This is a genomic window from Parasutterella sp. St.1A3, assembly GCF_059728705.1.
The window spans coordinates 1,571,589-1,592,834 of record NZ_BAAGFK010000001.1 but is presented as its reverse complement, the minus strand read 5'-3'; the positions used below and the strand labels follow the sequence as shown (position 1 = coordinate 1,592,834).

Genomic DNA, 21,246 nt, shown 5'->3' with positions numbered 1-21,246 from the left:
TTTAAGGACATCAATTGTCGCACAATTGCCTACAATAGAATGACTAAAATGCGTAAAACGTTTTTTTAAAGATTATGGCTTCAAAATCAAAAACCAAAACCGCCTGGGTCTGCTCAGAGTGCGGTTATGACGCTCCTAAGTGGTTCGGTCAGTGCCCGTCCTGTAAGGCCTACAACACAATGAAAGAATTTCGTATCGAGGCTGAAAGCACCAATCGATTCGCCAGAGCGGAATCGAAGTCGGCTTCTTCGACCGCGGGCAGAGGCAGAGCTTCTCTTGCGGGCACCTCTGATATCGTTGACTTGTCGGAGATTGAAGCCAAAGAGTCACCGCGGATTCTGATCGGATTCGCCGAACTCGAGCGAGCGCTCGGAGGCGGCTTTGTTCCCGGCTCAGTCGTTCTTATCGGCGGAGATCCGGGTATCGGTAAATCAACACTGCTGCTGCAGTCAATGTGCAAGATGGTCGCTCTGGGCCAAGTCTGTCTTTATGCGAGCGGCGAAGAAAGTCCGACACAGGTCGCGCTCAGAGCTCAGCGTTTGGAAGTCAGTACCAAAGGTTTGAAATTTATCAGTGAAATTCAATTGGAAAAAATTGAAGCCGTCATTGATGATGTCTCTCCGCAGTGGGTTGTTATCGATTCCATTCAGACGCTGTTTTCTGAAGAGTTGTCGGCAGCTCCGGGATCAGTCTCTCAGGTAAAGGAATGCGCGGCGAGACTGACTCGAATCGCCAAAAGAAAAGGCATCGGTGTGATTTTTGTCGGTCATGTCACTAAGGAAGGCGCAATGGCAGGTCCCCGTGTGCTTGAACATATGGTCGACACGGTACTGTATTTCGAGGGTGATCCAGAGTCCAACTACCGCATCCTCAGGGCCTGTAAAAACCGCTTCGGTTCGGTCAATGAGATCGGAGTTTTCGGGATGACGGATAAAGGACTCAGAGGCGTGCGCAATCCTTCCGCTCTGTTTCTCGCTGAGCGGCGCGAAGGTGTCCCCGGCAGCGTCACATTTATTAATTTGGAAGGGACAAGGCCGATTCTGATTGAGATTCAGGCACTCGTGGATAAATCCATGCTACCTAATCCGAAACGACTGACAGTAGGGACGGACGGGCAGCGCCTGACAATGCTTCTTGCCATCCTGCACAGGCATGTGAACCTGCCGACGTATGATCAGGACGTGTTTTTAAACGCAGTCGGCGGTATAAAAATCACGGAAACCGCAAGCGATTTGGCTGTACTGACGGCCATTGTTTCTTCTATGTGCAATCGTCCTGTAAGCAGCAAAACGGCGATCTTCGGAGAAGTCGGTCTGGGCGGGGAAATCAGACCGGTCGCAAGAGGACAGGAGAGAATCCGTGAGGCAGCTAAACTCGGATTCAGCCGCCTGATTGTCCCCCTTAAAAATAAAGCCCAGGATATCCCGGGCGTGGAAATTGTCGGTGTCGACAACCTGAAGGAAGCGATGCGGATTATTTTCGGATCCACCGCCAGAAGACATGACGAAGAAGTCTATCCGGAAGAGTAGCCGCCGCTTCTTAGATGCTGTTGTCAGCTTTTAGAAATCTGATTCAGAAAACCGACCAGATCGGACTGCTGCGGCGTCATCGGACGATGGTTCGACTTATCTGCAGCGGGCTCGACAGCGATACCCGCCTGAGTATCCGCATTGGGCAGATCTTCTTTCATGATCTCGTCTAAGACGGTTTCGTGTGCGGCTTCAGGCGATTTTGCCTGAGCCTTCGCACCGGAAAGTCCTTTGAGAAGAGAGACAATTCCGGATTCATCCGCTTTCATGGGACGATGGTTTGCACTGTTGGTCTGAACTTCGCCCGAGTTTTGCTGTGCCATAGGTGTTCCTTGTGAAGTGGTTTGCCGTGTCGGTTCATACGGATTGTTACTGTCGGAAGTGTATACCACTTGACCGTAGGGACCGTAAATGTTTTGCGCGATATTCGGAACAATATCATCGGGTGTTCTCGGCGCTCTCAGCCCGTATGCGTTCGGACGCGGGCTGGAGGGCAGTAAAAGCATAATCAGTACAACGAGGTTCAGTACCGGAATAAACTGAGCCAGAATCCATAATGCGCTGTGATTTCTGTCGTGCAGTCTGCGCATTGTGACGGCAAATGACGGTATTAAGATCGCCAGAATAAAAATCAGATAAAGCGTTCCGAAGAGAATTGAAAGCACCGGATCTTCCGGAAGCGCATCGGCCTGTCCGACTGCCGCAGGATCCGCGGGCGCGTCCACCACTCGGGAGATCAGCCAGAAGAGTATGAATATCGCGGCATTGATCAGAGTAAAACTCCAATACTCTTTTCTGGAAGCTCTGCCGCCGCCGGAAAAATATTTTTTAAAGCAGTAGCGGTACCAGGCAAAAATCATTTTTTTAGTCTCCTCTTTTGAGTTCTTTCCAATGAGTTTAGTGGAAAGCCTGCAGACTTATACGCTCCGTTCTCCAATTTGCGTCCATAAACCTCCGGAAGAAAGAAATTCATCTTTTGCTCGTACAATAGAGGCGTCTTAAACCCGTGATGTTCAATTGTCTATGCTTAATCGATTCAGGATTTGTTTGCTCTTATCGTCTCTCAGCGCGGTGCTGCTCAGCGGCTGCAGTACGCCTGAGCCTTATGTAACCAACGCCTACGAGCCTAACGCGCAGAACGCGCGAAGTGTTAAACGTCTTCAGGCCGAAGATGTCGCGGTGGCGGAAGTTCGAGTAGCTAAAGCGATGGATCTTGACTGCGCAGGAACGATTTTTCCGATCCCGGGGGAAGAAAAATATAAAAACCTCAATGATGCGTTTGCCGCTTATTGGAAAAACGCCTTTATGGCGGACCTGAAAAACGGCGGCGCTTTGAATCAGGACAAACCGAAGGTCAAAATCTACAACCTGATCGATTCAGTCAAGATTCAAGCTGAGCCGACGATGCTGGCTTGGCGAATCAATATGGAGCTCTTCTCTTCAAACGGCTCCTCCATGAAAGCGGCGGTTGTCTACAACGTGCCTACGGATTCCCTTAAAAACATGCAGGACGGATGCCGCCGTTTAGCCGCAGGGCTGGATAAGGCGGTTCGCTGGTCCATCCTGGAGATTACAAGCGATCCGAGATTCCAAAATCTGGTTCAGCCGGGTCTTGATTTTGTGCCGAGCATGAAGGCGGCAAGCATCCAGAGTGTTTTCCTTGGGGAGGACGAAGAGGAGCGCTGGTCTAAAACCAACAAGATCAAGTAATCCGCTGCACAAAACAGACAAAAGGCCTGAGGAAAATTTTCCAGGCCTTAAGTTTTATGACGATAAAACGTTTTCCGGGTTTTGCCAGAGATAGAAGAACCTTGTATTCGACTGGCTGTACCAGCGATCATTATCCAAGTACCACTTGACTGTGGCAGAAAGCCCTTCGCTCAGCGGTGTTTTAGTAAGGTGACCGAGTCTATCCAGACTCGCTTCATTCTTCGGAATTTCAGGAGCAGGCGGTGTATCCGCGGCGATCTCCTCGATGAGTGCCTGGTAGCGTCCCACCGGCGGAGGAAGGTATTTATTCAGCACTGAACAGATACAGTCGGCCGCTTCGATATTTGTGAAAGAGGGCTGAGTTCCCTCCATCTCGTAATGAACGCCGATTTGACCGCGGTCTTCAACTAAAAGACAGGCCTCCGCGACATCCTTGACGTAGACCAGATCTCCGGCCGGCTCTTCCGGATACATGACCGGAATCGTCTCGCCTTCGATCGCGCGATAGATGATGAGCGGAATCGGGCTGTCGGGCTGCTGAAAAGGCCCGAAAGCAATCGGTACAAAAAGAGATGTGACCGGCAGGCCCTCGGCGACATACTGATCAATAACCGCTTTAATGTCGTCATAGACCTTTTTCAGCTGTTTCTGAGATTTGTGGAACTCAGAAATCACGATCACAATCTTGCTGACCGGAAGAACACGATCGGCAAAGGTTTCCCGCCAGTTTTTAAGTGTCTTTAGAAAGCATTCAAAGGGCTCGAGCGCATTGCTGCTGTCCAGCTTTTTCGGAGTAATGCAGAAAAAGATCGTATCGGGCGCGGCCATGAGCAGCGACTGACGAATCTCTTCGGAGTTTGTCACATCGCAGCGCGCAAAACTATGATTGCTTTGCTGCATGAGCTCGGCAATATTCAGCAGATTTCCTAATCCGGAAAGGTTGTCAAAATTAAAAACTTGACAGCCGTTATCTATCAACCGATAGACCAAGTTTGTACCGATAAAACCGGCACCACCAAAAACTGCGGCTCGCATAACCATTCTTTTTCTCCTGTACAGGCATTCTAGGCGCAGAGGCGATTTAAGAGTATTAGTAATTGTTATTAAGGTAGTTTTCCTAATATCTGAGCTTTCCGCCGCATTTGTCCTTTTTACGAGTCGTTAACTAAACATTTCTCATGGATGATATCAAGAGATTGGACAATTATGACGACGATTGTGCAGGTTTGGCGAAAATTGCCGTGTCTAATTGCCATTCGTATGTGAGTCTAAACTAGGAAAAGCACATAATTTCGGTATATACGTTATTCAAATTTATTAGCGGTATACCGGAAATAGTTACCGATGGACTCATAAGTGATAAGTGATGTGCTAGTTTAACCGGACTTTGATGAAACGATTTGTATAAAGGAGGCTGAACAATGTTTAAATCTGTTGTTGCCGCGACGGTTATGGCAGCTGCGGCCGTCACAAGCTCTGCTGAAGAATTCAATCTGCAGCCTGAGGGCAAAGACGCGCAGATTATGCTCACAGCGACCGCTCAGCTGAGTTTTAAAAATGATCTGGCTACGATACGCCTTTATGCGCAGGCCGAAGAGCATGATCTGGCGGATGCGCAAAGCAAGGTTAACGCGGCTATGGCAAAGGCTCAGGGGACAATCCGAGAGTTTTCTTCAATGGTACGTATTGAAAACGACGGCTACTACACCCAGGCGATTTACACCGAACCGAAAAAAGGAGAGGCGCCCCAAATCGCAGGTTGGAGAGCCAGACAGTCGATTCGCGTGGTGACTGAAGATGTAGACGGAGTAGGTTCTCTCGTGCAGTTAGCGCAGCAGTCCGGCCTTGCTTTAGACGGTGTCTCGTACTCTATGAGCGACGAAGCAAAATCGTCCGCCCGGGATCATCTCTCAAAGGCGGCCGTGCAGGCCCTGAATCAGCAGACCGAATCCGTGGCGCTTGCGATGAAGCTTGCGCCTCAGTCCCTGAAATTCAAAAAACTTGAATTTACAGACGGAGGATTCCCCGAAGGCGTGATGGCTAGAGGCGTTTATATGAGCGCGGCAGCGAACGCAAAAGTCGCGGCTCCGGCATTTGAAGCAGGTTCAACCAAGCTTTCCATGTCGGTTGCAGCGACCCTGACCGTGGACTCCCCATTAACGCCTTAATGCGTTCTCATTAATCGTAAACATTTACAGAAGCTTTTTTTGGCTAAAATAGCCACTTGAGACGGCACGCTCAGCATGTTGCGTGAGCAGTGCTGCCTGAACCAGTAAAGGAGAAAGGCTTGAAATTAAATTCTTCATATCCCATCTTGGCTAAAGAAGGTTGGGGCATTATCGGTGCAGCCATATTCATTGCGCTGTTAGTTTGGTGGCTCATCGGAGGCTTTATCTCCTTTATCTTTTGGGTCATCCTGATTTTTGTTATTCAGTTCTTCCGCGATCCTCCGCGAGAGATCAGCCAGACGCCGCACAGCGTGCTTGCGGGCGCCGACGGCCGCATCTGTAAGATTCAAAAGGTCGAGAATCCTTACACAGGCAAGGAAGAAGTCCTGATTTCGACTTTTATGAATGTCTTTAATATTCACTCCAACCGCAGCCCGATCGGCGGAAAGGTTGAAGCGATCTACTACAAGCCCGGCAAATTCCTCAACGCCGATCTTGACAAGGCCAGCAGCGAAAACGAACGTAATGCGATTGTGATCCAGTCTGACGAAGGCCCTGTGATCACATGCGTGCAGATCGCCGGGCTGATCGCCCGACGCATCGTCTGCCATCTGCATATCGGTCAGGAAGTGACAAGAGGCGAGCGCTTCGGTTTTATCCGCTTCGGTTCTCGTGTGGATATTTATGTTCCGACAGACGCGGAAGTTTTGGTTTTTGTCGGTCAGAAAGTTCGTGCCGCCGATACCGTTCTTGCGCTTTTGAACCCTCAGAAGCCGGAGTCTTCGGAAGAAGCTCCTGAGTTGAATGCTCCTGCCGCCGCAGAAGCTGAAGTTCAGACTGCTGAACAGATGACACCGACTGCAGAGCCGGAAGTCAAATAACCGGAGATGCTCCAATGGCAATTCAAAATAAAAACAGACCGGCGCTCAGAAGAAACTTCAAACCGCGTCCTCGCGTAACGCCGCAGGCTCTTGTGAAAGAGAGAATTGAAACGGTTCGTAAAAAAAGCATTTATTTACTGCCGAATCTTTTTACGCTCTCAAGTCTTTTCTCCGGTTTCTATGCGGTTGTGATCGCTATGGCGGGCGACTTCGAGAAGGCAGCGATCGCGATTTTCGTCTCCATGATTCTGGACGGCTGCGACGGCCGTGTCGCGCGTCTCACACATACTCAGAGTTCATTTGGCGAGCAGTTTGACTCGCTCGCCGATATGTGCGCGTTCGGTATGGCGCCTGCGATGGTGGTTTATCAGTGGGCGCTTCACGATCTCGGACGACTCGGCTGGGCCGCGGCGTTTGTGTATTGCGCGGGCGCAGCACTTCGTCTTGCGCGCTTTAACACGAACATCGGCGTAGTGGATAAGAGCTTCTTCCAGGGACTGCCTTCTCCGGCGGCCGCGGCGTTGGTCGCAGGTTTTGTCTGGCTCGCTGTGGATCAGAGAATGCCGGTGAACAGTGACTGGCTGCCTTGGCTTGCCATGATTATTACGGTTTATGCAGGTCTTACCATGGTCTGCAATGCGCCGTTCTATTCCGGCAAGAGCTTCCATTACGGCAAAAGCGTGCCTTTCTGGGTTCTGATCGCCGCCGTGATTCTGCTCTTTATCCTGTCGACGGATCCGGCCTTGATGGTCTTTATCCTCTTCTGCCTGTACGCGCTTTCCGGTTTTGTTTATCAGTTCTATCTCTGGTACACCGGACAGCCCAACCCGGTCATTCCTCAGCGTTCCGATATTGATTTTGACGAACCAGAGGATGAGCAGCACTAAGCTGTAGATCCGCATAATTCCGCCCGGCATTGTCCGGGCTTTTTTCTTGTTCTCTGCGGTAAAACAATGGCAAAAAACTTGGTGCGAAAGTCTTTGACCTCTATACTTAATAGGTTACGGGCCAAAACCTAAAGAGAAATAAAAATGAACAAAGTACGCGATAAACTCATTATTTTTGATACCACTCTGCGCGACGGAGAACAGAGTCCCGGAGCCGGCATGAGCGCTTCGGACAAACTGAGAATCGCCAAAAAACTGGAATTTTTGGGAGTGGATGTCATTGAGGCCGGTTTCGCGGCCGCTTCACCGGGAGATTTCGAAGCGGTCTGCGCGATTGCAAAATCGATTCGCAATTCTACGGTCTGCTCGCTCGCGCGAGCAAAAGTCGAAGACGTCCGCAAAGCGGGCGAGGCGATTGCCGCAGCTCCGAGAAGACGTATCCATACGTTCATCGCGACTTCTACGCTGCATATGGAGAAGAAACTCCAGATGACGCCTGAGCAGGTTATCGCGCGTGCGGTTGAAGCGATTCGTGTCGCAAAAGAATATACGGACGATATTGAGTTTTCCTGTGAAGACGCTTCGAGATCAGAGCTGGAATTCCTGTATCGCATCATTGAAGCTGCGATCCGCGAAGGCGCGACCACGATCAATATTCCGGACACGGTCGGCTATGCGCTTCCGTCTCAGTTCGGACATTTCATTAAAGATCTGCGCGAGCATGTTTATAACGCGGATCAGGCCGTCTGGTCGGTGCACTGTCATAATGACCTAGGACTTGCGCTTGCCAATTCGCTCTCCGGCGTCATCCACGGCGGCGCCCGTCAGGTGGAATGCTCGATTAACGGTTTGGGAGAAAGAGCCGGCAACTGCGCGCTGGAAGAGCTCGTTATGGCGGTCAAGACCCGCAACGACTACTTTAACCTCGGCGTGGACATTAATACCCAGCAGTTAGTCCCGGCTTCCAAACTGGTTTCTTCCATTACCGGCTTCCCGATTCAGCCTAATAAAGCGATTGTGGGCGCCAACGCCTTTGCTCATGCCTCCGGTATCCATCAGGACGGTGTATTAAAGAGCAAAGAAACTTATGAAATCATGACTCCGGAGTCTGTCGGTTGGAAGAGCAACCGTATGGTGCTGGGAAAACTCTCTGGGCGTTCTGCTTTCCGTCAGCGAGTTCGTGAACTAGCAATTCCGACCAAGAGTGAAACAGAGATTGATGAAGCGTTCGCACGCTTTAAAGATCTGGCAGACCGCAAGTCTGAAATTTTTGATGAAGACATTCAGTCGCTCTTTGATACACGCAATGTAGTGCAGCAGGCGATTCATTTTGTTTCACTGAAACAGTCGAGTGAGACAGGACAGCGTCCTCAGGCGGAGGTTGTTTACATGGACCACGGCGAAGAGCGGGTCGGAAGAGCAGACGGCAACGGTCCGGTTGATGCGACTTTCAGAGCAATTGAAAGCTGCGCCAAGAGCGGGGCAGAGCTGCTTCTTTTCTCGATCAACGCGCTGACGAGCGGAGCGGAGTCTCAGGGCGAAGTTACTGTCAGACTGACTTTAGGCGGACGAGTTGTGAACGGCAACGGTTCAGACCCGGATATTCTTGCCGCGAGTGCTAAAGCTTACCTTGACGCGCTGAATAAGCTCACGAATCAGGCGGAGAGAACCAATCCGCAGTTCGGTCAGGAACCGACTCCTTAATTTTCTTTTTGTTTCGGACGGGCGTATTAACGCCCGTTTTCACTTTTAGGTCTGCCGCGGCTGAGTATGGAAAAGTTTCGGATATTGATTAGAGTCTGATTAGTCTTAATTCAGCTCGTAATGGTTCTATACGGAAGAGGACCTCGAGACCGGCTGAATGCTTTGAATTTAGGATTAAAACAGAGCTTTATTACCTCCTAGATGAATTGGCGGCACGCACCAAATGATTGTCTAAAGTAAATAAAGGTAAGATTTTTATTTGTTTTTAACGGGAAGATCGGGATTTTCCTATATAATTCATGTTCGTTTTTAAACACGTCCCGATGTATTTCCAGCGGGATCGCACGTAACGCCTAAAAGGCAAAGGAAATTTTAAAATGGCACAGTCTACTGCACAGAAAGCTGAAATCATTGCGAAGTACGCCCAGTCTCAGGGTGACACCGGTTCCTCTCAGGTTCAGGTTGCTCTCCTGACAGCTCGTATCAACGAACTCACTGAGCACTTCAAAGCCAACCCGAAAGATCATCACAGCCGTCGCGGCCTTCTGAAGATGGTCTCTCGCCGTCGTAAACTTCTTGATTATCTCAAGAGAACAAACCTCGACGGTTATAAAGCTCTGATCGAATCTCTCGGTCTGCGCAAGTAATTTTGTCGGTAGGGTGATTTTGGCAGCGGTCTTCGGCGTCATAGCCGTGGACCGCTGTGTTTGTTTGTATTGCTGAATTATTGTTTGCCTCGGGCGCGTTGCTGTATGTACGTAAGGCGGCTTAGCCGCCGAGTCGTAGATACCGCAATGTGCCGGGGAGTAAAAAAGGAAAAATCGTCATGACGATGTTTAACAAAGTAGTTAAATCTTTTCAGTACGGCGACCATAAGGTTCGCCTTGAAACCGGTGAAATCGCTCGTCAGGCCACAGGCGCAGTTCTCTGCGACATGGATGACACCGTGGTGCTTGCAACCGTAGTTGCAAAAAAAGAAATCAAACCTGGACAGGATTTCTTCCCTCTGACAGTCGATTACATTGAAAAAACCTATGCTGCGGGAAAAATCCCCGGCGGCTTCTTTAAACGTGAAGGCCGTCCGAGCGAAAAAGAAACTTTGACTTCCCGTCTGATCGACCGTCCGATTCGTCCGCTCTTTCCGGAAGGCTTCTTTAACGAAGTACAGATCATTATTCATGTTCTTTCCGTAAATCCTGAAGTTGATCCGGATATTCCTTCCATGATTGCGGCTTCTGCAGCGCTCGCTGTTTCCGGCGTCCCCTTCAACGGACCGATCGCGGCCGCGCGCGTCGGTTATATCAATAATGAGTATGTTCTCTGCCCGAATCTTTCTCAGATGAAGGACTCCAAGCTGGACTTGGTTGTCGCGGGTACTGAAAGAGCCGTTCTGATGGTGGAATCCGAAGCGGATCAGCTCTCTGAAGAAGTCATGCTCGGCGCCGTTATGTTTGGTCACGAGAAGATGCAGGTCGTTATCGACGCGATTGACGAACTGGTGGAAGAAGGCGGCAAACCGCTGTGGGATTGGCAGCCTGCTCCGAGAGATCCGAAACTCGTCGCCCTCATTACCGAAATCGTCGGCAACCGCATTCATGAAGCGTTTGAACACAGAAGCAAGCAGGATAGAAACGAATGCCTGCGTGCGGTATATGAAGATGTTAACGCGAAGGTTGATGCGGCTGTTGAGGCCGGCGAGCTTAGCGAAATCGGAGAAAACGAAGTCAACAACATCCTCTTTGAGATGGAAGCTCAGCACGTCCGCGGTAAGATCCTTAACGGTGAACCTCGTATTGACGGCCGTGATACCCGCACTGTACGTCCGATTGAAATTCGTACCGGAGTTCTTCCGCGCGCTCATGGTTCTGCGCTCTTTACCCGCGGTGAAACCCAGGCGCTTGTTGTCACTACGCTCGGTACAAAGCAGGACGAACAGGTTGTTGACAGTCTGACCGGCGAACAGCGTGAACGCTTCATGCTTCACTACAACATGCCTCCGTTTGCTACCGGTGAAACCGGCCGCGTCGGTTCTCCGAAGCGCCGTGAAATCGGCCACGGACGTCTTGCAAAACGTGCTCTTCTTGCCGTTCTTCCTAAGGAAGAAGATTTCCAGTACACCATGCGTGTTGTTAGCGAAATCTGCGAATCCAACGGTTCTTCTTCTATGGCCAGCGTCTGCGGCGGTTGCCTCTCTCTGATGGACGCCGGTGTTCCGCTGAGCGATTTCGTTGCCGGCGTCGCAATGGGTCTTATTAAGGAAGGCAATAAGTTTGCAGTTCTGACCGATATTCTTGGTGATGAAGACCACCTTGGCGATATGGACTTTAAGGTTGCCGGTACGGATCACGGCGTGACCGCTCTGCAGATGGATATCAAGATTGAAGGTATCAACAAGGAAATTATGCAGGTCGCTTTGGCTCAGGCTAAAGAAGGCCGTATGCATATTCTTTCTAAGATGCATGAAGCGCTCTCCGCTCCGAAGACAGAGCTTTCTCCATACGCTCCTCGTCTGATCAGCTTCAAGATCAACCCCGAGAAGATTCGTGACGTGATCGGTAAGGGCGGTGCCGTGATCCGCGCGCTGACCGAAGAAACTGGAACAACAATCAACATTGAAGACGACGGTTCTGTGACCATTGCTTCTGTTGATCAGGCTGCCGGCCAGGAAGCCCGCCGCAGAATCGAAGAGATTACTGCTGAAGTTGAAGTTGGTAAGGTTTATGAAGGCACAGTTCAGAAACTTCTCGATTTCGGCGCCATTGTTCAGGTACTGCCAGGAAGAGACGGACTGCTTCATATCAGCCAGATCGCCCATGAGCGTGTCAACCAGGTTGGCGATTATCTAAAGGAAGGTCAGGTTGTCCGCGTTAAGGTACTGGAAATGGATGAAAAAGGCCGTATCCGTCTTTCCATGAAGGCTTTGCTTGAAAAGCCCGTCAAGGAAGAAAAAGCGGAACAGCAGGAAAATGAAAGTCCTGACGTTATCAAAGGCTAATTGATCCTTTAAAAGATAATCCCGGTGGAACGAACATTTCATCGGGATTTTTATAATTCAACACTTACCAAAAATTAAATCATTTGCGTTATATTTGCAGATATTGCAATCCTAAAGTAAATCAATCGTGTCGTCCGGTGATAAGTTTACTGAGCTGAGCGGAACGAGCAGATGAAAGAAAAGATATGAAAAGTTTAGAAACTCTTCTCAAACAAACTGTTTTTTCGGATGAAGAGATTGTTTATCTTTTAGGCCTGAAAGACGAACAGGACTGCCGAGCGCTTCAGAAAGCCGCATACGAGCGGACAACTGAACTGATGGGCAGCAACGTCTATTACCGCGGCCTGATAGAAGTATCAAATGTCTGCACTTCGGATTGCCGCTATTGCGGTATTCGCAAAGACAATCATTCGGTTCCTCGCTTTGAAATGACAAAGGAGGAGATTGTCGGCTGCGCCAAATTTGCGGCTGATCACGGCTACGGCAGCATCTGTCTTCAGGCGGGAGAGAGAAACGATCCTAAATTTATTGAATTTATCGCGGATGCACTTCGCGCGATACATGCTGAAACGATAAGCGAGCAGCTGCCGAACGGCGTTGGTATAACGCTTTCTCTTGGAGATCAGACGAAGGAAGTTTACGAATACTGGGCTCAAAGCAGCGGCAACAGAGATAATCTGCGCTATCTGGCCCGCTTTGAAACCTCAAATCATGAGCTCTTTGATTTTCTTCATCACACGCCAAAGAAGAAGAACAAGCATCTTGAGCATCGCCTGCAGTGTCTGCAGTGGCTGAGAGAATGCGGCTATCAGGTTGGCACAGGCGTTATGATCGGGATTCCGGGTCAGACGCTGCATGATCTTTGTGCGGACATTCGTCTTTTTCAAAAAATTGACGCCGACATGATCGGTATGGGTCCGTACCTGATGAGTGAAGGGGCGGATCTGAAAGAGATCGGACAGATGGAGGCTAAGCAATTATTTCGTCTGACACTGAACATGATTGCAGTCACTCGGCTGGTTCTCGGCAATATCAACGTTGCCGCGGCCACTGCGCTTCAGGTTCTTGATCCGGAAGGGCGAGAGAAGGGGATTGAACACGGGGCCAATGTCATTATGCCGAATTTGACGCCGCTTTGTTATCGAGGTGATTACCAGCTTTACGATAAGAAGCCGAATCTTACGGACGATCCTTCATTTTTTGCAGCCGGCCTGCAGCAGAGAATTGAATCTCGCGGCAGAACTGTTGGATTCAATCAGAGCGGTTCTTCCCGTAAATGGCTTATGCGCAAGGAAGCCGGGCTTCAGCAAAGTGCTGTAAAACAAATTCCGATTAAAGCGGTTTAGTTTTTTCCTCGAGTCAACTAAAATAGTCCGATTATTAATCAGTTCGGAGTTCCCGGATGCGCAGAAATTTGGTTGTAGCGAATTGGAAAATGAACGGTTCCCTTGAAGCGAATCGTAAATGGGTGCAGGAATTTTCAGCTTTTTCTCCGTTAGACACGGAGTTGGTTGTGTGTTCTCCCTTTGTTTATCTCAATGAACTTCAGCAGAGTTTCCTGACTTCGGCGCTTATGATCAACACGGGTGCTCAGGACTGTTCTGCGCACGAGAACGGCGCGTTCACCGGTGAAGTCAGCGCCGCGATGCTGAGAGATATCGGATGTCCCTGGGTTATTGTCGGTCATTCCGAGCGTCGTCACGGTCTTGGAGAAACCAATGAGATCGTTGCGGCCAAGGCAAAGATGGCCGTTCAGTATGGACTGCGTCCGATTGTCTGTGTTGGCGAAACACTGGAAGAAAGAGAGGCCGGAAGAACTTCTGACGTTGTTTTGTCTCAGCTTAACGCGGTTCTGGACGTGATCGGCGCTGAAGCTTTAGCCTCGGGTGCGCTCGCTTATGAGCCTGTTTGGGCGATCGGTACTGGTAAAACCGCGACACCTCAGCAAGCTGAAGTTGTGCACGCTGCGCTCAGGGATAGTGTAGAATCGCGTGATTCGCGTGCCGCGGAAGCGCTGCGTATTTTATACGGCGGTTCCGTAAAGCCTTCGAACGCGAAAGAACTGTTCGCGTGCAATGATATTGACGGAGGCTTAATTGGCGGGGCTTCGCTGAAAGCCAATGAATTTTATGAAATAGCTCAGGCCGCTTGCGGTTCTGACATGATTTAAACGGAAACTTATTATGCAATTATTGATTACGATCGCTGTAGTGCTGCAGGTAATGTCTGCTTTAGCGATTATCGTGCTGGTTCTTCTTCAGCATGGTAAAGGTGCCGACATGGGTGCGGCGTTTGGCGGCGGCGCTTCCGGTTCTTTATTCGGTGCGACCGGCAGTGCAAACTTTTTATCTCGCTCGACTGCGATTGCCTCGACAATTTTCTTCTGCGCGACACTGGCTTTAACTTTCGGCGGTCAGACTGTCCGCAAAGCGCCTGCAGCCGGCGGTGTTCTGAGCACAGTGGTTGAACAGAAAGCTCCTGTTACAACTCCGGCAACGGAAAAGAGCAGTGAACCCACTAATACTCCTGCAAAAAATCAAATTCCGCAGTAGAATATCGATCTTCCGGAGCTGATGGAGATCAGATTCGATAAATAAAGCCTTCGTGGTGAAATTGGTAGACACGCCATCTTGAGGGGGTGGTGACGAAAGTCGTATGAGTTCGAGTCTCATCGAAGGCACCAGAATTCTTGGTTGGCCTGTGTGATTTAACACAGGCCGATCTCTTTTCAGACAGGCGTCGCGTAAAAAAATCCGATCTACGTGCAAAAGCCAACAGATTTCTAAACGAGAGCTTCGGCAACCCCTGACCTGAGTCACACTAACGATCTAATTTAGATTCACTGACATGTTCGGAAGAACGCTCTCGGTTGGTCAGAAATGGATTCTATTCTTGGTGATGGCATCGGCTATATCAGCACCATTCATTGTAAAAACAAACTGGTAAGGGCAGCTTCCTTATTTATCCGGCAATCGTATCGCGGGAGCTGATATCTACGCGAATCTTTATCGGCAAAAACTACCGCTGCAAAAGCCTCTAAGACTATAGGGCCAGATGCGGCAGCTAAAACCTAAGGCACTTGCAAGATGAATATACAAGCTGCATTGTTACCTATCCATCGTCGTCACCAAAATTACTCTTGTGCGAACTCCTTAGGAATGCTTAGGTAGAACCGAATACAGCCCGACGTTAATCAGTCAATTGAATATCCGGAGGGCATCAAACTTGCAATGAATATCCTTTATCCGATAAGACATTCAGGAAAAAACAGTCAACGATTAAGCGAAGAAGTTCAAGGCAAAATTTCCAGATAAGGATTCAATACGCCGGACAAGAAATTTCTTACCGTCAAAGACAACCTGAATTCCCAAAATTCTAGGAGCTATTTTTACAAATAGTCTCATCTTCAATTTAACCAATTGATTTTATACCCCTTTTGAGTAATGCATGGATGGACTTCTTTAACTTCATAGGCGATAATTATAACCTATGAAAGAAACCAATCACCCTACAAATATGGATAGCAAAACTCAGGAACAGTGCTTCTTAGAAACAGGTTTCATACATCCCGTGTTCGTGAAGAACAATCATGGGATTCGTTATGCGATTTTCTACAAGAACCGCTGGAACAACAATAAATGTGAAAAGGTTTTCCAAAAGACTGTTGGAAGACTTTTGGAAGATGATTCAATTGAGTTGGGAAGGAGGTTTCTCGCTGACTATCCGGCTTTAAAAGACTGCAAGGCAAAACTTGTTGGAAGGAAGGTTCGATTGTTTGGCGGCGTCGCATGTCCTTTGCCGCCTTTGGTTCCAAATGCAGAGCAGAGGAAAGCTTTTCTTGATGAACTTGATCAAGATACACGTTTGTCGGCCGGTGCCTCATATGTTTTATGGGAAATTGCTAAGCAAAACCATTTACAAGCTGATTTGGAAGCGGTTTTCGGTAAAGACAGGGCTGCTTATCTTCTTTCTAATGACATGGAACCCCTTTGCTCCCAGTCCGATGCAGGGAGCAAAATCAAAGTGACAAAATCTTTAAGAAGGTGATCCCATGTCAATTAGAAGGATACTCGCAAAGTCAATCGACACAAACCTCGAATATGAAGTTATCGGCCTTGATTTAGCCAAGAATTGCGTCAGTGCTGTTCTGATAACAACGGATGGAGAAATTGTTGGTATCGATCGCCTGGACTATCAAGAGCTTGAAAAAAATGCACAGGAGCTTAGTCCTACGACGTTCGCTATGGAGCCTTGTACTGAAATGAATTACTTAGTTCAAAGGTTAGAAGGGTGGGGACATCGCTGCCTGGTTATCGGCGGCAAGAATGTAAGGGATTACATTGAGTCTCATTTTTCAAATCAAAAAACCGATTTAAATGATGCTCAGGCGCTGGCGTTCCTTACACGGGATACACAGTTACGAACGATCAAAGCCAAAGATATGGAGCAACAAAAGTACGCGAGCTTAACAACGCTGCGGGAACAATATATCAAGCAATATAGACAGAGCATTGTGTCTTTAAAAGGGATTTGCCAAGCCTGGGGATTGAATATATCGAAAGGAATCAGCGGGAAAGCTCGATTGAAAGATCTGATTGAAAATCACGCAGCTTTTCCGGAGGAACTCAAGGAAAGTCTCGTTGACATGGTCACACACGCTCAAACAGTTCAAAGGGCCTTGAATAAAATCACCAAAACCCTTGAGGTGCTAGCTAAGAACGATAAAGTTTGCCAGCTAATTCAAACGATTCCGGGGCTGGGTTTAATCAGCTGCTGCAGACTTCGTGCAACGATTGGAGACATAAAGAGATTTAAAAATCCCAAAGATTTTCCTGCCTATTATGGTTTGGTACCAAGAAGCTTTGCTACGGGGCACAACGAGAAGAAAGGAAAAATCACCCATCGAGGAGACAAAACAATGAGGTCTTTAATGGTGCAAGGGGCCGGGAGCGTGATTAACATGGCCAATAGAGGAAAATTGGAATCCAAACAGTTAACGAAGTGGATTTTAAAGAAGCAAAAAGAAAAAATGCCGTGGGGAAAACTGGTATGTGCCGTTGCAGCTAAACTGTTACGGATCGTTAGGGCCGTTCTCATAAGCCGTAAGGCATACGATCCCAAAATAGCCGGAATCGCTAAATGCTCATTACCCAAAGGAGCATAAGGGTTTAACTTAATGATACAGTTCGAGCAAAATCGACTTTAACTAAGCATGAGAAAGCCGAAAGGCCCGTTCCACAGCCTGCTACAGCCAATTGGTTACAACCAGTCTTCCTTATAAGGCACGAACGGACTGATCTTGAATTTCATGGTAGGCAAATAGGATCCAAAAGGGTCCTTAAAACAGCCTGGAGAGATTTGTAGATTGGCCTCTTCTGTATGTATCAACAATAGCCTCCTTTTTACTCGGACAAACCAACTAAAAAAATAAGCAATAGTCTTGCTTCGCAAGATTAAGGGCAAGATTTACTCAAACATACTTGACAACCGTCGGGGTTCCAGAGATCTAATGACATGGAACCCCTTTGCTCCCAGTCCGATGCAGGGAGCAAAATCAAAGTGACAAAATCTTTAAGAAGGTGATCCCATGTCAATTAGAAGGATACTCGCAAAGTCAATCGACACAAACCTCGAATATGAAGTTATCGGCCTTGATTTAGCCAAGAATTGCGTCAGTGCTGTTCTGATAACAACGGATGGAGAAATTGTTGGTATCGATCGCCTGGACTATCAAGAGCTTGAAAAAAATGCACAGGAGCTTAGTCCTACGACGTTCGCTATGGAGCCTTGTACTGAAATGAATTACTTAGTTCAAAGGTTAGAAGGGTGGGGACATCGCTGCCTGGTTATCGGCGGCAAGAATGTAAGGGATTACATTGAGTCTCATTTTTCAAATCAAAAAACCGATTTAAATGATGCTCAGGCGCTGGCGTTCCTTACACGGGATACACAGTTACGAACGATCAAAGCCAAAGATATGGAGCAACAAAAGTACGCGAGCTTAACAACGCTGCGGGAACAATATATCAAGCAATATAGACAGAGCATTGTGTCTTTAAAAGGGATTTGCCAAGCCTGGGGATTGAATATATCGAAAGGAATCAGCGGGAAAGCTCGATTGAAAGATCTGATTGAAAATCACGCAGCTTTTCCGGAGGAACTCAAGGAAAGTCTCGTTGACATGGTCACACACGCTCAAACAGTTCAAAGGGCCTTGAATAAAATCACCAAAACCCTTGAGGTGCTAGCTAAGAACGATAAAGTTTGCCAGCTAATTCAAACGATTCCGGGGCTGGGTTTAATCAGCTGCTGCAGACTTCGTGCAACGATTGGAGACATAAAGAGATTTAAAAATCCCAAAGATTTTCCTGCCTATTATGGTTTGGTACCAAGAAGCTTTGCTACGGGGCACAACGAGAAGAAAGGAAAAATCACCCATCGAGGAGACAAAACAATGAGGTCTTTAATGGTGCAAGGGGCCGGGAGCGTGATTAACATGGCCAATAGAGGAAAATTGGAATCCAAACAGTTAACGAAGTGGATTTTAAAGAAGCAAAAAGAAAAAATGCCGTGGGGAAAACTGGTATGTGCCGTTGCAGCTAAACTGTTACGGATCGTTAGGGCCGTTCTCATAAGCCGTAAGGCATACGATCCCAAAATAGCCGGAATCGCTAAATGCTCATTACCCAAAGGAGCATAAGGGTTTAACTTAATGATACAGTTCGAGCAAAATCGACTTTAACTAAGCATGAGAAAGCCGAAAGGCCCGTTCCACAGCCTGCTACAGCCAATTGGTTACAACCAGTCTTCCTTATAAGGCACGAACGGACTGATCTTGAATTTCATGGTAGGCAAATAGGATCCAAAAGGGTCCTTAAAACAGCCTGGAGAGATTTGTAGATTGGCCTCTTCTGTATGTATCAACAATAGCCTCCTTTTTACTCGGACAAACCAACTAAAAAAATAAGCAATAGTCTTGCTTCGCAAGATTAAGGGCAAGATTTACTCAAACATACTTGACAACCGTCGGGGTTCCAGAGATTTGGCTATATTTTTTGCAGCAGACCCGGGTGCAGTTGCTTCTGAGTTTGAAATTTACAGCGCCCAAACATGGCTTCCCTGTACGCCGACTACCTCTCAGCATGTTTCTGATCTCTTTGAGCAAGTCTCTAACCCGGAGATAATGTCTTTTCTGAGGAAACGGCTGCTGTACTCGCAGCTGGAGACTAAAGGAGACGTCTATTGGAGCTTTGATACGACATCAATATCGTCTTATTCCGAAACGATCCGCAAAGTCGCTTACGGCTATAGCAAAGAAAACTCGGAATTGCCTCAATTAAATTTAGGGTTGATTGTCTCGGAATATTCTGGAGAACCTCTCTACTACAAAGTGCTGGAGGGTTCTCTGAGTGATCCATTAGCCTTAAGACAAATGCTTGCGGACGCCGCCGATTTAGGAAGCTCTCAGGTGAACTTAGTGATGGATAGAGCTTTCAGTTCTCCTACTTTGCTCGACCGGCTCTACGAACAGAATTTAGGATTTATTTGTGGCTCTAAGACTAATCTGAATTACTGCAAATCTGTTCTGAGCAGCTTCGAACCCCAGCTCCGATTCGGAGGCGTTGATACATTCTTAGAGGAATTTGGCGTCCAGGCTAAAACTTCGTCAACAACGTGGTCTTACAGAGACCCTGCAACTGGATATTTGGAAACGCGGCCTCTTTACATTCATGTCTATTTGGATCCGGCGCGAGCCGCCGCTGAAAATGAGTCTCTTCTCAGACAAATTAAGAAAGTTCAAGACAAACTTGCAGAGAAAATCGCCCTCAAGGACTCAGATAAGGATTTAATTAAACGTTTCTTCATAAAGAGCTCTCAGGGATGGAGTTACAGTCCGAAGAAATGGGAAAACAAGGCGCACAGCCTCGGGCTGTTCGTTCTTGTCTCGAACACCGTAGGCTCAGCAAATGAAGCTCTCAGAATATATCGACAGAGAGATATCATCGAAAAAAACTTCAACAATCTCAAAGAACGGTGCTCAGGCCGTCGAATGCGCTGCCGGGAAAGAGCTCTTGAAGGAAAAGTCTTCGTTTTATTTTTAAGCCTGATCCTTCTAATGAATCTGAAGATGAGATTTACCTTAGCAAAGAGAACCGAAGCGAAGCTGGACGCATCGTCGAAGTACTTGCCGAACGATACACCGGACTTCCTGAGAATGATGGGGGCTGTTGACGTAACCAGCAGGAAATCTGACGAAGAAAACTCTTTTTACTGGGACCTAATCCCCAAGAAACTAAGAGCGACGATGGAAGCTCTGAAGATAGCCGTGCCTCCAAGATTTATCACCTAGAGGGCACGGAATTCAGGAGACAAATTATTGCAGACGCAAAAGTTCCAAGGATGGAATTACAGGTCGCTAGGATATGTAGGGGAAATATAGATTTTGATAAGCGAAATCGGATAATAAAAAAGCCCGTAAACACAGGCCAGTTTCGCTTAGATTTTATTGGTGCCTTCGATGAGACTCGAACTCATACGACTTTCGTCACCACCCCCTCAAGATGGCGTGTCTACCAATTTCACCACGAAGGCGCACCTATATTCATTCAGTCTGAAGCCCTATAGCATCAGAGAATGGTGGCATTATACACAAAAAAATATTCTTGTGTATGCTGCTGTATTACCCACCGTCATTTCTTATAAATTTTTTTTCCGGCAGCAAAAGCGATATCCGTAGAAAACCAGTCTGTTTCTCAAATTCACAAATGTATCCGCTCATTACCTAATAGAGTGTCGCGTTTATTTAGTCTGGATATGAGATGAGCCACTGTTTCCGTCAGCTGCTTTAGCCCGGATATCTAAATTCGCGGCAGAGTTGCTGCCAGCCTGCCTCCCGATCGGATGAATTACAGTCGTTGATTAAAGACGCACCGGATGAAATGAAATACCGAGAATCCGATCTTGTATATTTCTCCGTCCGGTCCGGTCAATGACGATCTCAAGTTCTTTCTCTTCGATCTGACGACATAAAAAGTACTGCCGATGCTTCCGATGACACAATTCAAAAATCACAGTTCGCACAAGGCAGAACTTTACAAACTCATCAAATCAATCTCGTCTCATGAGATTCTTCGTGTTCAGAGAATCGCCTTAAGCCGATTAGGTCCTTCGTGATGTTTCGATGAAAAAAATAAAAAGCCCGTAAAACTAAATTTACGGACTTTTAGAATTTTGGTGCCTTCGATGAGACTCGAACTCATACGACTTTCGTCACCACCCCCTCAAGATGGCGTGTCTACCAATTTCACCACGAAGGCATTCTTTCAATTCATCAGGTCTTGAAGGCCTAAATCATCGAAGAGACGCCATTAT

Annotated in this window: 17 protein-coding genes and 3 tRNA genes; 16 read left to right on the top strand and 4 right to left on the bottom strand. The window is 47.8% G+C overall.

The window, feature by feature from the left end; all coding sequences use genetic code 11:
* The first annotated feature begins 74 nt into the window (after positions 1-74).
* Positions 75-1,529 carry a DNA repair protein RadA gene (radA, locus tag AC6I1F_RS07435; protein WP_289171624.1) on the top strand — a complete coding sequence of 485 codons (1,455 nt, stop codon included), beginning with the start codon at positions 75-77 and terminating at the stop codon, positions 1,527-1,529.
* 23 nt (positions 1,530-1,552) lie between these two features.
* Here radA and AC6I1F_RS07430 read toward each other — a convergent pair whose 3' ends face one another.
* Positions 1,553-2,389: a DUF805 domain-containing protein gene (locus AC6I1F_RS07430; RefSeq protein WP_289163807.1), complete on the bottom strand. Its 837-nt coding sequence runs from the start codon at positions 2,387-2,389 to the stop codon at positions 1,553-1,555.
* Positions 2,390-2,576: 187 nt separating this feature from the next.
* On the opposite strand from AC6I1F_RS07430, the gene AC6I1F_RS07425 reads away from it, so the two are divergent.
* Positions 2,577-3,239, top strand: coding sequence for a hypothetical protein (locus AC6I1F_RS07425; RefSeq protein ID WP_251450162.1), 663 nt, complete (start codon positions 2,577-2,579; stop codon positions 3,237-3,239).
* 54 nt (positions 3,240-3,293) lie between these two features.
* Here the strand turns inward: AC6I1F_RS07425 and AC6I1F_RS07420 are convergent, their stop codons facing one another.
* Positions 3,294-4,280: an NAD-dependent epimerase/dehydratase family protein gene (locus AC6I1F_RS07420; protein ID WP_289163809.1), complete on the bottom strand. Its 987-nt coding sequence runs from the start codon at positions 4,278-4,280 to the stop codon at positions 3,294-3,296.
* A gap of 380 nt (positions 4,281-4,660) precedes the next feature.
* Here AC6I1F_RS07420 and AC6I1F_RS07415 point away from each other — a divergent pair, with 380 nt between their 5' ends.
* The 14 genes from AC6I1F_RS07415 (at position 4,661) to AC6I1F_RS07350 (ending at position 20,224) form a co-directional block, all read left to right on the top strand.
* Positions 4,661-5,407, top strand: a complete 747-nt coding sequence (locus AC6I1F_RS07415) for an SIMPL domain-containing protein (protein WP_289163811.1) — start codon at positions 4,661-4,663, stop codon at positions 5,405-5,407.
* 119 nt (positions 5,408-5,526) lie between these two features.
* Positions 5,527-6,288 (top strand): phosphatidylserine decarboxylase, encoded by a 762-nt coding sequence (locus AC6I1F_RS07410; RefSeq protein ID WP_289163812.1) that lies wholly within the window; start codon positions 5,527-5,529, stop codon positions 6,286-6,288.
* Between the two features lie 14 nt (positions 6,289-6,302).
* Positions 6,303-7,175 (top strand): CDP-diacylglycerol--serine O-phosphatidyltransferase, encoded by an 873-nt coding sequence (gene pssA / locus AC6I1F_RS07405; protein WP_289163814.1) that lies wholly within the window; start codon positions 6,303-6,305, stop codon positions 7,173-7,175.
* 144 nt (positions 7,176-7,319) lie between these two features.
* Complete coding sequence (locus tag AC6I1F_RS07400; protein WP_289163816.1) at positions 7,320-8,879, top strand: 2-isopropylmalate synthase; 1,560 nt, start codon at positions 7,320-7,322, stop codon at positions 8,877-8,879.
* A 377-nt stretch (positions 8,880-9,256) separates the two neighbouring features.
* Positions 9,257-9,526, top strand: coding sequence for a 30S ribosomal protein S15 (gene rpsO, locus AC6I1F_RS07395; RefSeq protein WP_160334638.1), 270 nt, complete (start codon positions 9,257-9,259; stop codon positions 9,524-9,526).
* 179 nt (positions 9,527-9,705) lie between these two features.
* Positions 9,706-11,874 (top strand): polyribonucleotide nucleotidyltransferase, encoded by a 2,169-nt coding sequence (pnp, locus tag AC6I1F_RS07390; RefSeq protein ID WP_251450170.1) that lies wholly within the window; start codon positions 9,706-9,708, stop codon positions 11,872-11,874.
* A gap of 185 nt (positions 11,875-12,059) precedes the next feature.
* Positions 12,060-13,220: a [FeFe] hydrogenase H-cluster radical SAM maturase HydE gene (gene hydE / locus AC6I1F_RS07385; RefSeq protein WP_290448901.1), complete on the top strand. Its 1,161-nt coding sequence runs from the start codon at positions 12,060-12,062 to the stop codon at positions 13,218-13,220.
* Between the two features lie 56 nt (positions 13,221-13,276).
* On the top strand, positions 13,277-14,044 hold the full coding sequence (tpiA, locus tag AC6I1F_RS07380; protein ID WP_289077743.1) for a triose-phosphate isomerase: 768 nt from the start codon (positions 13,277-13,279) through the stop codon (positions 14,042-14,044).
* A gap of 13 nt (positions 14,045-14,057) precedes the next feature.
* Positions 14,058-14,426, top strand: coding sequence for a preprotein translocase subunit SecG (gene secG / locus AC6I1F_RS07375; protein WP_289077744.1), 369 nt, complete (start codon positions 14,058-14,060; stop codon positions 14,424-14,426).
* Positions 14,427-14,472: 46 nt separating this feature from the next.
* Positions 14,473-14,557 (top strand) — tRNA-Leu (locus tag AC6I1F_RS07370).
* Positions 14,558-15,363: 806 nt separating this feature from the next.
* Complete coding sequence (locus AC6I1F_RS07365; protein WP_497801707.1) at positions 15,364-15,921, top strand: hypothetical protein; 558 nt, start codon at positions 15,364-15,366, stop codon at positions 15,919-15,921.
* A 4-nt stretch (positions 15,922-15,925) separates the two neighbouring features.
* Positions 15,926-17,038 carry an IS110 family RNA-guided transposase gene (locus AC6I1F_RS07360; RefSeq protein ID WP_290432607.1) on the top strand — a complete coding sequence of 371 codons (1,113 nt, stop codon included), beginning with the start codon at positions 15,926-15,928 and terminating at the stop codon, positions 17,036-17,038.
* Between the two features lie 423 nt (positions 17,039-17,461).
* Complete coding sequence (locus AC6I1F_RS07355) at positions 17,462-18,574, top strand: IS110 family RNA-guided transposase (protein WP_290432607.1); 1,113 nt, start codon at positions 17,462-17,464, stop codon at positions 18,572-18,574.
* 276 nt (positions 18,575-18,850) lie between these two features.
* Positions 18,851-20,224 carry an IS1634 family transposase gene (locus tag AC6I1F_RS07350; protein WP_497801706.1) on the top strand — a complete coding sequence of 458 codons (1,374 nt, stop codon included), beginning with the start codon at positions 18,851-18,853 and terminating at the stop codon, positions 20,222-20,224.
* Between the two features lie 157 nt (positions 20,225-20,381).
* On the opposite strand, the gene AC6I1F_RS07345 is transcribed toward AC6I1F_RS07350, so the two are convergent.
* Both AC6I1F_RS07345 and AC6I1F_RS07340 read right to left on the bottom strand, forming a co-directional pair.
* Positions 20,382-20,466 (bottom strand) — tRNA-Leu (locus AC6I1F_RS07345).
* 640 nt (positions 20,467-21,106) lie between these two features.
* Positions 21,107-21,191: transfer RNA gene (locus tag AC6I1F_RS07340), tRNA-Leu, on the bottom strand.
* Between the last annotated feature and the right edge of the window lie 55 nt (positions 21,192-21,246).